This window comes from uncultured Pseudomonas sp. (assembly GCF_943846705.1).
Classification (GTDB): Bacteria; Pseudomonadota; Gammaproteobacteria; order Pseudomonadales; family Pseudomonadaceae; genus Aquipseudomonas.
In genome coordinates this window covers 492304-505715 of record NZ_OX044366.1, presented here as the reverse complement: position 1 = coordinate 505715, position 13412 = coordinate 492304, and the positions used below count along the sequence as shown (strand labels likewise).

Annotated in this window: 11 protein-coding genes and 1 pseudogene; 3 read left to right on the top strand and 9 right to left on the bottom strand. The window is 62.0% G+C overall.

Going from position 1 to position 13412, the window contains the following annotated elements; translation table 11 throughout:
• The 6 genes and pseudogenes from Q0V31_RS02450 to Q0V31_RS02425 form a co-directional block, all read right to left on the bottom strand.
• Nucleotides 1–972: a peptide ABC transporter ATP-binding protein gene (locus tag Q0V31_RS02450; RefSeq protein ID WP_298184149.1), complete on the bottom strand. Its 972-nt coding sequence runs from the start codon at nt 970–972 to the stop codon at nt 1–3.
• Nucleotides 972–1947 (bottom strand): annotated as a pseudogene (locus Q0V31_RS02445) (ABC transporter ATP-binding protein). The gene Q0V31_RS02450 and the pseudogene Q0V31_RS02445 overlap by 1 nt, the downstream one beginning before the upstream one ends.
• A 10-nt stretch (nt 1948–1957) precedes the next feature.
• On the bottom strand, nt 1958–2866 hold the full coding sequence (locus tag Q0V31_RS02440; protein ID WP_298184147.1) for an ABC transporter permease subunit: 909 nt from the start codon (nt 2864–2866) through the stop codon (nt 1958–1960).
• A gap of 151 nt (nt 2867–3017) precedes the next feature.
• Nucleotides 3018–4028 carry an ABC transporter permease subunit gene (locus Q0V31_RS02435; RefSeq protein ID WP_298184146.1) on the bottom strand — a complete coding sequence of 337 codons (1011 nt, stop codon included), beginning with the start codon at nt 4026–4028 and terminating at the stop codon, nt 3018–3020.
• Between the two features lie 285 nt (nt 4029–4313).
• Nucleotides 4314–5912: an ABC transporter substrate-binding protein gene (locus Q0V31_RS02430; protein WP_298184142.1), complete on the bottom strand. Its 1599-nt coding sequence runs from the start codon at nt 5910–5912 to the stop codon at nt 4314–4316.
• A 223-nt stretch (nt 5913–6135) separates the two neighbouring features.
• Nucleotides 6136–6849, bottom strand: a complete 714-nt coding sequence (locus tag Q0V31_RS02425) for an SIMPL domain-containing protein (RefSeq protein WP_298184140.1) — start codon at nt 6847–6849, stop codon at nt 6136–6138.
• A gap of 206 nt (nt 6850–7055) precedes the next feature.
• Between Q0V31_RS02425 and Q0V31_RS02420 the strand changes: the two genes are divergently transcribed.
• From Q0V31_RS02420 to Q0V31_RS02410, 3 genes are all read left to right on the top strand, one after another.
• The gene (locus tag Q0V31_RS02420) at nt 7056–8309 is read left to right on the top strand and encodes an ATP-binding protein (RefSeq protein ID WP_298184138.1); all 1254 of its coding nucleotides are present in this window, start codon (nt 7056–7058) and stop codon (nt 8307–8309) included.
• Between the two features lie 13 nt (nt 8310–8322).
• Nucleotides 8323–8883: a response regulator transcription factor gene (locus Q0V31_RS02415; RefSeq protein ID WP_298184137.1), complete on the top strand. Its 561-nt coding sequence runs from the start codon at nt 8323–8325 to the stop codon at nt 8881–8883.
• Nucleotides 8884–9232: 349 nt separating this feature from the next.
• Nucleotides 9233–10174 (top strand): AEC family transporter, encoded by a 942-nt coding sequence (locus Q0V31_RS02410; protein ID WP_298184136.1) that lies wholly within the window; start codon nt 9233–9235, stop codon nt 10172–10174.
• A gap of 80 nt (nt 10175–10254) precedes the next feature.
• Here the strand turns inward: Q0V31_RS02410 and Q0V31_RS02405 are convergent, their stop codons facing one another.
• The 3 genes from Q0V31_RS02405 to gatB all read right to left on the bottom strand — a co-directional run bounded on the left by Q0V31_RS02405 (nt 10255) and on the right by gatB (nt 13410).
• Nucleotides 10255–11343: a calcium/sodium antiporter gene (locus Q0V31_RS02405; protein ID WP_298184135.1), complete on the bottom strand. Its 1089-nt coding sequence runs from the start codon at nt 11341–11343 to the stop codon at nt 10255–10257.
• Between the two features lie 100 nt (nt 11344–11443).
• Nucleotides 11444–11815, bottom strand: a complete 372-nt coding sequence (locus Q0V31_RS02400) for a septal ring lytic transglycosylase RlpA family protein (RefSeq protein WP_298184134.1) — start codon at nt 11813–11815, stop codon at nt 11444–11446.
• Between the two features lie 146 nt (nt 11816–11961).
• A complete protein-coding gene (gatB, locus tag Q0V31_RS02395) occupies nt 11962–13410 on the bottom strand; it encodes an Asp-tRNA(Asn)/Glu-tRNA(Gln) amidotransferase subunit GatB (RefSeq protein WP_298184133.1) in 1449 nt (482 codons plus the stop codon).
• Nucleotides 13411–13412: the final 2 nt, after the last annotated feature.

Here is a 13412-nt window from a genome sequence, read left to right as displayed (position 1 = left end):
TTAACTATTGATCTGCTCGGCATGGTGGCAGGCCACCTGCCGCGTATCCAGCAAGCGCAGGGCGGGCTGTTCAGCCTGACAACGCGCGTTGGCATGTGGGCAGCGCTGGTGGAACGCGCAGCCGCTGGGCGGTGACAGGGGGTTGGGCAGTTCGCCACTGATCTTGATCTTGGCTTTGCTCGGGTCAGGGTGAATGGTCGGTGTCGCGGATAGCAGTGCCTGGGTGTAAGGGTGCAGCGGGCGTTGGTAAAGCTGCTCGCTGGGACCCATTTCCACCGGGCGGCCGAGGTACATCACCATCACATCGTCGGCCACATGCCGCACCACCGAGAGGTTGTGCGAGATAAACACATAGCCGGTGTTGAACTGCTCCTGCAGGTCCATAAACAGGTTGAGCACCTGGGCCTGGATCGATACGTCCAAGGCTGAGGTCGGCTCGTCCGCCACCAGCACCTTGGGCTGCAACATCATCGCCCGCGCCAGGGCGATGCGCTGACGCTGACCGCCGGAGAACATGTGCGGGTAGCGCTGGTAATGCTCGGGGCGCAGGCCGACCTGCTGCATCATCGCCTGGACTTTTTCCCTGCGCTCCAGGCGCGCCAGTGAGGTGTTGATCAGCAGCGGCTCAGCGAGTTGGTCGCCGACTTTTTGCCGAGGATTGAGTGAAGCGTAGGGGTTCTGAAAGACCATCTGCACGTCGCGGCGCAGCTGTTTGCGTTGCGCTTTGTTAGCGCCTGTCACTTCCTGCCCGGCGATCTGCAGCGAGCCGGAGCTGGGCTCTTCGATCAGCGTCAGCGCGCGGGCCAGGGTGGACTTACCGCAGCCGGATTCACCAACCACAGCCAGGGTCTTGCCCGCCTGTAGCTCGAAGGACACCCCATTCAGCGCCTGCACCTGGGCGTTGGGCTGGAACAGACCGCGCGAGATGTCGTAGTGCCGGGTTAGCTCGCGGGCAGTTAGAACAGTGCTCATCAGGCCACCTCCGCAGTCAGGTTGAGCGGATAAAAGCAGCGCACAGCGCCGCGTGCATGGCTATCCAGGCTTGGCCGCTGTTCGCGACAACGGGGTTGGGCGTAGGGGCAGCGGGGGTGACAGCAGGCAGCCTGCCGGGCGGTCGTAGCGACCTGGGACGATGCCGGGCAGGGTGGTCAGGCGGCGTTGGCCTTGGCTGTGCTCGGGGATCGCCTTGAGCAGCGCTTCGGTATAGGGGTGCGTTGGGGCGTTGAACAGTTGCGGCACGTGGCCGATCTCCACCGCTTGCCCGGCGTACATCACGCAGACCCGTTGCGCGGTTTCAGCGACCACGGCCAGGTCGTGGGTAATCAGCACCAGGCCCATATCCCGTTCGCGCTGCAGGCTGACCAGCAGCTCCATGATCTGCGCCTGAATGGTCACGTCCAGCGCGGTGGTCGGCTCGTCGGCGATCAACAGCTTGGGCTCGGCGGCAATCGCCATGGCAATCGCCACCCGTTGGCTCATGCCGCCGGAGAGCTGGTGCGGGTAGGTATTCAAGCGGCTGGCGGCGGCGGGGATTTCCACCCGATCGAGCAACTGTAGGGCGCGCTCGCGGGCGGCCTGGCCCTTGAGGCCCAGGTGCTGGCGCAACACTTCCTCGATCTGGAAGCCCACGGTAAAGCTCGGGTTGAGGGCGGTCATCGGGTCCTGAAAAATCATCGACAGGTCCTTGCCGACAATGTGCCGACGCTGGCGGCCCTTGAGGCGCAGCATGTCGGTGCCGTCGAACTGCAGGCTGTCGGCCGTGACGATGCCGGGCGCGTCGATCAGGCCCATCAGCGCCAGCATGGTCACCGATTTGCCCGAGCCGGACTCGCCAACAATCGCCAACACTTCGCCCTTTTCAACGCACAGATCGAGGCCATCGACGACGGGAACGGCAGTGGCGTCGCCGAAGCGCACGCTGAGGTTGTTAATATCCAATAGGCTCATGCGGGGTTCCTCACTGCGCATTCTTGAGTTTTGGGTCGAGTGCATCACGCAGCCCGTCGCCCATCAGATTGATCGCCAGCACGCTGAGCAGAATGGTCAGCCCTGGCAGCGATACCACCCACCAGGCGCGCTCGATGTAGTCGCGCGCCGAGGCCAGCATGGTGCCCCACTCAGGTGTTGGCGGTTGCACGCCGAGGCCGAGAAAGCCCAGGGCCGCGGCATCGAGAATTGCCGAGGAAAAACTCAAGGTGGCCTGCACGATCAGCGGTGCCATGCAGTTGGGCAGCACGGTGATAAACATCAGTCGTGGCAGGTTGGCGCCAGCCAGGCGCGAGGCGGTGACGTAGTCGCGGTTCAGTTCGCCCATCACTGCGGCGCGGGTCAGGCGCACGTACGACGGTAGCGAGACGATGGCGATGGCAAAGATGGTGTTGATCAGCCCGGGGCCGAGGATGGCGACGATGGCCACTGCCAGCAGCAGTGAGGGCAGGGCCAGCATAATGTCCATCAGGCGCATGATCGACGGGCCGAGCAGGCGCGGATAGAAGCCCGCGACCAGCCCCAGCAGGATGCCGGGGATCAGCGACATCAGCACTGAGGCCAGGCCGATCAGCAGTGACAGTCGCGCGCCGTGAATCAGCCGCGAGAGCAGGTCGCGGCCGACCTCGTCGGTGCCGAGGAAAAACTGCGCCTGGCCACCCTCCAGCCAGGCCGGCGGGTTGAGCATAAAGTCGCGGTATTGCTCGCTGGGGTCGTGCGGCGCAATCCACGGCGCGAACAGCGCGCAGATCACCAGCACGAGCATAAACAACAGCCCGGCGACCGCGCCCTTGTTATGGGCGAAGGCTTGCCAGAATTCTTTGAGTGGCGAGGGGTAGAGCAGGCTCTGGTCGAGGGGTGTGGTGTATTCAGTTGCCATGGTTGGCTCCGGAAAATCGCTTCATGGCCTCGCGAGCTAGAGCGAGGCAAGGAAAAAATCGTCGAGAGAGCGGAGTTGGCTCTAGCCAATGAGCATCTCGAGATGGATTTTGACGCGGTATCGCCGACGCGCAGCAGGTCATGGTCGATCCTCAGCGTTGGTGGCGAATGCGTGGATTAGCCAGGCCATAGAGGATGTCCACCACGAAGTTGACCAGGATCACCAGGCAGGCGATCAGCAGAATGCCGTTCTGCACCACCGGGTAGTCGCGCGCGCCGATCGACTCGATCAGCCATTTGCCGATGCCGGGCCAGGAGAAGATGGTTTCGGTCAGCACCGCGCCGGCCAGCAGCGCGCCGATTTGCAGGCCGAACACCGTGAGCACCGGGATCAGCGCATTGCGCAGGCCATGCACGAACACCACGCGGGCTGGCGACAGGCCTTTGGCGCGGGCAGTGCGCACATAATCCTCGCGCAGCACTTCGAGCATGGCCGAGCGGGTCATGCGCGCGATCACCGCCAGGGGAATGGTGCCAAGCACAATGGCTGGCAGAATCAGGTGGTGCAGCGCGTCGGCAAACGCCCCGGGTTCATCGGCCAGCAGGGTGTCGATCAACATAAAGCCGGTAACGGGCGGGATGTCGTAGAGCAGGTCGATGCGCCCGGACACTGGCGTCCAGCCCAGCCACACGGAGAAGAACATGATCAGCAGCAGGCCCCACCAGAAAATCGGCATGGAATAGCCGGCCAGCGAGATGCCCATCACCCCGTGGTCGAACAACGAGCCGCGCTTGAGGGCGGCGATCACCCCGGCAATCAATCCCAGGCTGCCGGCGAACAACAGGGCAGCTAAAGCCAGCTCCAGGGTGGCGGGAAACAGGGTGGTGAATTCACTCCAGACGCTGGTGCGGGTGCGCAGCGACTCACCCAGGTCGCCCTGAGCCAGCTGGCCGAGGTAGTCGAAATATTGGGCATACAACGGTTTGTTCAGGCCCAGGCGCTCCATGGCCTCGGCGTGCATCACCGGGTCAACGCGACGTTCGCCCATCATTACTTCTACCGGATCGCCGGGGATCATACGAATCAGTGCGAAGGTCAGCAGGGTGACGCCAAAAAAGGTGGGGATCAGCAGCCCCAGGCGGCGAGCAATAAAAGCCAGCATGCGAGTCAGTGCTCCATCAAGGGTAGGCGTGCGCGGGGCTGCATGGCCTGGCGCTGTTGTAGGGCGGCGTGTGGCTCGGCACTTGGGTGCCAGGCGAGCGTGCGCTTTGCAGGTAGGACGCGGCAGGCAACAGCGAGCCAGCCGGTTGGACGTAGCCAGATAGGTGCAGGCATTAACGCAATCCTCGGGTTATACGCAGCGTGCAAGCGGTGGCCGGGTAGGCTGCCGTTGTCCGGCTGGCGAGTGGTTGGATAAACCGCTCGCCAGCATGGTTGAGGGCTGCTGTTACTTGACGCCGACGCCGTAGAACGAGTTCAGCGCGAACGGACTGATCTTGAAGTCCACGACCTTCTTGCTCATCGGCTGGTAGACCGTGGAGTGGGCGATCGGGGTGATCGGTACTTCACGTTTGAGAATCACCTGGGCTTGCTTGTACAGCTCGGTGCGCTCGGCGGTGTTGGTCACGCGCTTGGCGGCTTTTACCAGCTTGTTGTAGTCGGCATCGCACCATTTGGAGAAGTTGTTGCCGTCCACTGCGTCGCAGCCGTACAGGGTGCCGAGCCAATTGTCCGGGTCACCGTTGTCGCCGCTCCAGCCGATCAGCATGGCGTCGTGCTCGCCGGCCTTGGCGCGTTTGAGGTACTCGCCCCACTCGTAGCTGACGATCTTGGCCTTGATGCCGACCTTGGCCCAGTCGCTTTGCAGCATCTCGGCCATCAGCTTGGCGTTAGGGTTATACGGGCGCTGCACGGGCATGGCCCATAGGGTGATTTCGGTGCCTTCCTTGATGCCGGCAGCCTTGAGCAGTTCCTTGGCTTTTTCCGGGTTGTAGGCCGGGTCCTTGATGCTCTGGTTATACGACCACTGGGTCGGCGGCATGCCGTTGACCGCCAGTTGGCCGGCGCTCTGGTACACCGCGTCGATGATGCCCTGCTTGTTCACCGCCATGTCCATGGCCTGACGCACTTCGAGCTTATCGAACGGCGGGTGAGTGACGTTGTAGGCGATATAGCCGACGTTGAACCCAGCTTGTTCCGGCATGTTCAGGTTCGGGTCTTTCTGCAGTGCATCCAAATCTGCCGGGCGGGGGAACAGGGTGACCTGGCATTCGCCGGCTTTGAGCTTCTGCATGCGCACCGAGGCGTCGGTGTTGATGGCGAAGATCAGGTTGTCGAGCTTGACCTCATCCGGCTGCCAGTATTCCTTGTTGCCCTTGAAGCGGATCACCGCATCTTTCTGGTAACGGCTGAATACGAATGGACCAGTGCCGATCGGCTTCTGGTTGATGTCAGCGGCCTTGCCGGCCTTGAGCAGGCTATCGGCGTATTCGGCGGACTGAATCGAGGCGAAGCTCATGGCCAGGTTCTGGATAAAGGCGGCGTCGACCTCGTTAAGACTGAACTTGACGGTCATGTCGTCGAGTTTTTCGATCTTGGCGATGTTGGCGTCCATACCCATATCAGTGAAATAGGGGAACTCCGTCGGGTAGGCTTTGCGGAACGGGTGATCCTTGTCGAGCATGCGCTGGAAGGTGAATAGCACGTCATCGGCGTTGAAGCTGCGGCTTGGGGTGAAGTACTCGGTGGTATGGAACTTCACGCCCGGGCGTAGATGAAAGGTGTAGTTCAGACCGTCTTCGCTGATGTCCCACTTCTCGGCGAGACCAGGAATCACTGCGGTGCCGCCACGCTCAAACTGACTCAAGCGGTTGAACACGGTTTCCGCTGCGGCATCGAAGTCGGTGCCGGTGGTGTACAGGCCCGGGTCGAACCCAGCTGGGCTGCCTTCGGAGCAGAACACCAGGTTATTGGCGGCGCTGGCAAGCGGGGTGCTGGCGATCAGCCCAGCGGCGAGTAAAGCCTGGATGACGGCGTTCTTACGCATAGTGACCTCATGGTTATTGTGGTTGTGATCCTGAGGGGGCTCTTGTGGAGACCTTGGGAGAAGCTATGCAGGGCGTGTGCCGCAGGCAAGCGGCATGTTGCAGTAGAGGCAGGATTTGCGGTGCAGTTATCTGTTGTTGTCGCATTTTTATAATTGTGCGGGGAACACATGGCAAAGCGCCGCTATCGTCGGACAACGGCGCTGCTTCTGTTTGTAGCAGTTTTTACGGCATCTGCACTTCGATCACCCCGTCAGCGTTGATGCTGACCTGGCTGGTGCCGGCTTCGATCTCGGGGGTAACTGCAGCATCCATCATCGCCGCACCTTTCATCATTTCCATGCGCATCGGCATCGGACGCTGGAAACCGCCCGTATTCAGGCTCAGGCTGACCAGCTTGTAGCCACTGCCGCCCAGCGCTTCGGTGGCAAGCTGGGCGCGCGCCTTGAACGCGGCCACGGCATCCTTGAGCAGCGCATCTTCGTGGGTCTTGCGGGTGTCGTCGGCAATGCTGAAGTTCATCCCGCCCATTTTCAGGGTTTGCAGCATTTCTCCGGTGAGCGTGGACAGGGCGCTGAAGTTAGCGCTTTCCAAACGCAATTCGGCGCGCTCGCGCCAGGCGGTGATTTTCTGGCCCTTATCGTCGTACACCGGGTAACTGTTACGGCTGCCAGAGGTGACGCTGACGCCTTTGACCTTGCGCGCCTGAGCGATGCTGGCGTTGAGGGTCTTGCTGATTTGCGCGGCGAGGGCGGCCGGGTCGCTGTCTTGGGCTTCGCTGTAGAGGGTGACGTGCATCAGGTCGTGGGCGATTTCCTGATTGACCTCGGCGCGCAGCGCGACCTGGTTGTAGCGTGCGTCGTCGGCCATGGCCGTAGCGCTTATCAGGGCAGTGGCACTCAGCAGTAGGGCGGTGGCGAGGCGGGACAATGGCAGCATGACGGTTCCTTTGAGTGATGGGCGCATGGGCTATGCGCGGCTTTCCTGAGGGTAGACGTAGCTATCTGACTGGTCGGGTTAACTCGGGTTCCACTTTTTCCTCAGCGTGTTGCCGCTGCGGCGTGTTGCCGCAGTTGGCTGCACAGGCGCTTGGTTATACTTCTGCGGCCCACCTGATGGGCACCTTTGAGCATCTGGGAGATTCTATGCTCGCACCTGTGCAGCTACTGTCGGCGAGCCGGCAAAACCTTTGGCGCCTGACCTTGATCCGCATTCTGGTGCTGGCCGCGCAGGCCGGTTCAGTGGGCCTGGCCTACAAGTCCGGGGCGTTGCCGCTGCCCTGGCTGGAGCTGAGCGTCACCCTCGGGGTTTCCCTGGTGCTGTGCCTGCTGACAGCGCTGCGCCTGCGCGGGCCGTGGCCGGTGACTGAGCAGGAGTACGCCGTGCAACTGGCCTGCGACCTGATCATCCACAGCCTGTTGTTGTATTACTCGGGTGGCTCGACCAACCCCTTTGTCTCCTATTACCTGGTGCCGCTGACCATTGCCGCAGCGATCCTGCCCTGGCTGTACACCATCACCCTGTCGGGGTTGGCGTTGGGCGGTTACACCTTTTTGTTGATCTGGTCGCACCCGCTGGATTTACCGCAGGGGCCACGGGAAAGCCTGCTGATCTATGGCATGTGGCTGAGTTTCGCCCTGGCTGCCGGCTTGATTACCTTCTTCGTGGCGAAAATGGCCGAAGAGCTGCGCCACCAGGAAGAGCTGCGCGCCGAGCGCCGTGAGGAAGGCCTGCGTGACCAGCAGCTGCTCGCCGTGGCCACCCAGGCCGCCGGTGCTGCGCATGAGCTGGGCACCCCCTTGGCGACCATGAGTGTGCTGATCAAGGAGCTGCGCCGCGAGCACCAGGAGCCGACCCTGCAGGAGGACCTGGCGGTGCTGCAGGAACAGGTCAAGTTATGCAAAGAAACCCTGCAGCATCTGGTGCGCGCCGCCGAGGCGGATCGGCGCCAGGCTGTGGTCGAGTTGTCGTCGGTGGAGTGGCTGGAGGCCGCCCTCAATCGCTGGCACCTGATGCGCCCGGAAGCCAGTTATCGTTATCAGTGCCTGGGGCGCGGCACGCCACCACGTTTGATGCCGCCGGCTGATCTGACCCAGGCGCTGCTGAACCTGCTGAACAACGCCGCCGATGCCTGCCCGGACAAACTGGATATTCGCCTGGACTGGGACCACCAGTGGCTGCGTCTGAGTATTCGCGATTTTGGCGACGGCGTACCGCTGGCGATTGCCGAGCAGCTGGGGCGGCCGTTCTTCACCACCAAGGGCAAGGGTTTTGGCCTCGGCTTATTCCTCAGTCAGGCCAGCGTCACCCGTGCCGGCGGCACGGTTAAACTGTATAACCACGAAGAAGGCGGCACGCTCACCGAGCTGAAGTTGCCGCGCGCCTATGGCCGAGCCTAAGGAAGCATTGAGTATGAGTGACGAAGTTCTGTTTGAAGGTGAGGAGCAACCGCACCTGCTGCTGGTCGATGACGACCCCACCTTCACCCGCGTTATGGCGCGCGCCATGAGTCGTCGTGGCTTGCGGGTTTCCACCGCCGGTTCCGCCGAAGAAGGCCTGGCCCTGGCTGAGCAGGATCTGCCGGATTACGCCGTGGTCGACCTGAAAATGGAAGGTGACTCCGGCCTGGTGCTGCTGCCCAAGCTGCTGGAGCTGGACGCGGAAATGCGTGTGGTGATTCTTACCGGCTATTCGAGCATTGCCACCGCCGTGGAGGCGATCAAGCGCGGGGCCTGCAATTACCTGTGCAAGCCCGCCGACGCCGACGATGTGCTGGCCGCGCTGCTGACCCAGCATGCCGATTTGGACAGCCTGGTGCCGGAAAACCCGATGTCGGTGGACCGCCTGCAGTGGGAGCATATCCAGCGCGTCCTCAGCGAGCATGAAGGCAATATCTCCGCCACGGCCCGCGCTCTGGGCATGCACCGACGCACCTTGCAGCGCAAGCTGCAGAAGCGCCCGGTTCGGCGCTAAGCCCCTGCTTAGGATCTGCAGCGTGGCGGCCATGCTGGGTAAAAATAGGCCCGGAAGCCGTTCGCGGCTGACACGCTTTAGCGAGCCCAGTCCGCTTCCTCGCTGTGTTGACCAGCCGCAGGCTGTGACTGACGTAGTGCCTTGCATGGATCTAACCGGCGAGAGCGTAAGCAGGCTCTAAAGATTATTTTTATCGCCGGCCATCCATGGCAGCCATCCTGCGGGCCGTCGCTGTGCGACGTTAAACATCGCTCCCGGCGTTTTCCCCTCCTGACAGGTTGCTGAAAGCTTTTTGCGAGGCGGCCTTGCTATCATTAGCGCCCTATCTAAGTAGTTGCCAGGGGCTGCCATGCTCGCCGTTGTCCAGCAAACCATCAGCGTTACGGCTCCGGTGTTTTCCATGCTGTTTCTCGGCGTGGTGCTCAAGCGCCTTGCGCTGATTGACGCGGCGTTTATCAACACCGCTTCGACGCTGGTATTTCGTGGCACCCTGCCGACCTTGTTGTTTCTGGGGATCATCAAGGCCGACCTGAGCACCGCGTTACAGCCGGCACTGCTGCTGTATTTTGCCCTGGCCACTCTGGGCTGCTTCCTGCTGGCGTGGGGCTGGTCGGTTCTGCGTTGCCCCGAGGCCGATCGCGGCGTGTATACCCAAGGCGCTTTTCGCGGCAATAACGGCATTGTCGGCTTGGCGCTGGCGACCAGCATGTACGGCGATTACGGGCTGTCGGTGGGTGCGGTGCTCGGCGGCGTGGTGATTCTTACGTACAACGTGCTGTCGGCGATCATCCTGGCGATCTACAGCCCGCAGGCCAAGACCGATGTGTGGAGCCTGGCGAAGAATATTGCGACCAATCCATTGATCGTCGGCGTATTGCTGGCGATTCCGTTTGCCGCCTGGAAAATCCCTCTGCCCGAGTGGTTGCTGACCTCCGGGGGCTATTTTGCGCAGATGAGCCTGCCGCTGGCGTTGATCTGCATCGGCGCCACGCTGACGTTGGATTCCTTGCGCCAGGGCAGTGGTGTGGCCGTCAGTTCGAGCCTGATGAAGGTGCTCTGGTTACCGCTGCTGGCGACGCTGGGCGCGGGGCTGTGCGGGTTTCGCGGTGCTGACCTGGGGATTCTGTTTCTGTATTTCGTCAGCCCGACGGCGGCGGCCAGCTTTGTCATGGCCAAGGCAGTGGGTGCTAACTATGAGCTGGCGGCCGCGATAATTGTCATCACCACCCTGGCGTCGGTGATCAGTACCAATCTTGGGTTGTTGGTGTTGCAGTTTGTTGGCTGGATCTAGCGCCGGACGTAGGGTCATCGCTGGTACAAAAAGCCGACGTTCGCGTCGGCTTCTTCGTTCTGGCGTTCTCCTCGTGCCTGTCAGGCTTTCTGCTTGTGCCAGGCGCGCGCCGCAATGATCATCAGGGTCACGGCCGTCAGCGGCAGGGCGTAGCCGAGCATGGCCTCGCCAAACACATCGGCGAAGGGGCGGCCGGTTGAGGACAGCACCAGGTACAGCGTGTAAGCCGCGTAGTAAGCGATAAACAGCAGGCCTTCCCAGCGGTTGATGCGGTAACCGGCGAAGAAGATCGGCAGGCAGGCCACCGCCACGGCAATCATGATCGGGAAGTCAAAGGCCAGCGCATTGGCCGCCACGTTAATCGCCTGTGGCGAAACCATTGAAGCCAGGCCCAATACGCAGAGCAGGTTGAAGATGTTGCTGCCGACGATATTGCCCACGGCGATATCACGCTCGCCCCGGATCGCGGCCATGATTGAGGTGGCCAACTCCGGCAGTGAAGTGCCGATGGCCACCACTGTCAGGCCGATCACCAGCTCCGATAACCCTAAGGCGCGCGCCAGGCTCACGGCGCCTTCAACCAGGAAGTTGGAACCGCTGACCAGCAGCACCAGGCCGGCGATGATCAGGCCCAGGTTGATCGCCCAGGCGTAGGGTTTGGCTGGCTCGTCGAGGCCGAACTCCTTGGCAAACTGATCGTCTTGCTCAGACGCTTTATCACGGCGTGAGCTGATGATCAGGAAGGCGGTGTAGGCGATGATGCCGGCAAACAGCAGCGCGCCGTCGAGGCGGCTGAGGCTGCCGTCCCAGGCCAGGGCATACACCACCAGGCTGGCACCGATCATGATCGGAACATCCAGGCGGATCAGTTGGCGCGAGACGATCAGTGGGGCGACCAGAGCGGTCATGCCGAGAATCAGCAGGACGTTGGCGATATTGCTGCCGACTACATTGCCGATGGCCAGGTCGCCGCTGTTGTTAAATGCTGCTTGCACGCTGACGGCGGTTTCCGGGGCGCTGGTGCCGAATGCCACGACCGTGAGGCCAATGACCAGCGGCGGAATGCCGAACTGCGCGGCCAGTTTGGCGGCGCCGCGCACCAATACTTCGGCGCCGGCGACCAGTAGCACCAGGCCGGCGATCAGGTAGACAAAGGTCATCAGGGTCATTGCAAGAAGCTCCAGAAAAGTGGCGCTAGTGTAATCATCGGCGTGCGTGGCGCCAGAGGGCTGAGCGGGCTGTTTACGGCTTCTTTGTAAACAGCTGTGTTTACTCGGCCAGTTGCTCCACGCGCACCGGTACCACGCCGTCACGGAGCATGCCGAGCTGCTCGGCGGCCTTGTGCGAGAGATCGATAATGCGCCTCTTGGCGTATGGGCCGCGGTCGTTGATGCGCACCACGACGGATCTGTCGTTGCGCAGGTTGGTGACCTGTACGCGGCTGCCGAATGGCAGGCTGCGGTGCGCGGCGGTCAGGGCGTGCTGGTCGAAGCGCTCGCCGCTGGCGGTTTTTTTGCCGTGGTGACGCGCGCCGTAATAGGACGCCTGGCCCTCGGCGCGATAACCATGTTGGTCGACTTGGCTCTGGCTGGCGCAGGCACTGAGCAGCAGGCTGGCGATGGCAATTAAAATTAGGCGCATAGGGTCTCCGCTGAATGGGGGGATGGGTGTCGCTGTGCTCGGGCTCCGCGTCTGCCTCGCCAAATCCTTTGAGATAAGCAACGCCGGGCTAGCCCGGCGTTGTTGTTGCGAGCCATCCATGGCTTGCGTGCGGATTAAAGGCTGGCTCAGCCTTCGAGCTTTTTCTTCAGCAGTTCGTTCACTTGGCCAGGGTTGGCCTTGCCTTTCGAGGCCCTCATGGCCTGGCCGACGAAGAAGCCGAACATCTTGCCGCGCTTGGCTTCATCAGCGGCGCGGTACTGTTCGACCTGCTCGGCATTGGCTGCCAGCACGTCATCCAGCATGGCTTCGATGGCGCCCGAGTCGGTGACCTGCTTGAGGCCCTTGTGCTCGATCACCTCATCCGCCGTTGCGCCTTCGCCTGCGGCCAGGGCTTCAAAGACCATCTTGGCGATCTTGCCGCTGATAGTGTTGTCCTTGATGCGCAGGATCATCCCGCCCAGCTGTTCGGCGGAAACTGGCGACTGCTCGATCTCCAGGTTGTCCTTGTTAAGCAGGCTGGACAGCTCGCCCATCACCCAGTTGGCGGCCAGCTTGGCATCGCCACACACGCCGTTGACCGCTTCGAAGTAGTCGGCCAGTTCGCGGCTGGCGGCCAGTACGTCGGCGTCGTAGGTGCTCAGGCCGAACTCGCGCTCGAAGCGCTCGCGTTTCTGTACCGGCAGCTCTGGCAGGGTGGCGCGGACTTCGTCGAGGAAGCTTTGCTCGATCACCACCGGCAGCAGGTCCGGGCAGGGGAAGTAACGGTAGTCGTTGGCTTCTTCCTTGCTGCGCATGGAGCGCGTCTGGTCCTTGTTGGGGTCATACAGGCGGGTTTCCTGCACGACTTTGCCGCCGTCTTCGATCAGCTCGATCTGCCGTTGCACTTCATGGTTGATGGCTTTCTCGATAAAGCGGAACGAGTTGACGTTCTTGATCTCGGCGCGGGTGCCGAACTCGGCCTGGCCTTTGGGGCGTACCGAGACGTTGCAGTCGCAGCGCAGCGAGCCTTCGGCCATGTTGCCGTCGCAGATGCCGAGGTAGCGCACCAGTGCGTGCATGGCCTTGACGTAGGCCACGGCTTCCTTGGCTGAGCGAATGTCCGGCTCGGAGACGATTTCCAGCAGCGGCGTCCCGGCACGGTTGAGGTCGATGCCGCTCATGCCGTGGAAGTCTTCGTGCAGGCTTTTGCCGGCGTCTTCTTCAAGGTGCGCGCGGGTAATGCCGATGCGCTTCTGCGTGCCGTCTTCCAGGGTGATATCCAAAAAGCCCTTACCCACGATGGGATGATCCATCTGGCTGGTCTGGTAGCCCTTGGGCAGATCCGGGTAGAAGTAGTTTTTACGGGCGAAGATATTCTGTGGAGCGATTTCGGCATCAATCGCCAGGCCGAACTTGCAGGCCATGCGCACCGCTTCGGCATTCAGCACTGGTAAGGTGCCGGGCATGCCCAGATCAACCAGGCTGGCCTGGGTGTTGGGCTCGGCACCAAAGGCGATGGCGCTGGCGGAGAAAATCTTCGATTGGGTGCTGAGCTGGGCGTGAATTTCCAGCCCGATTACGGTTTCCCATTGCATGC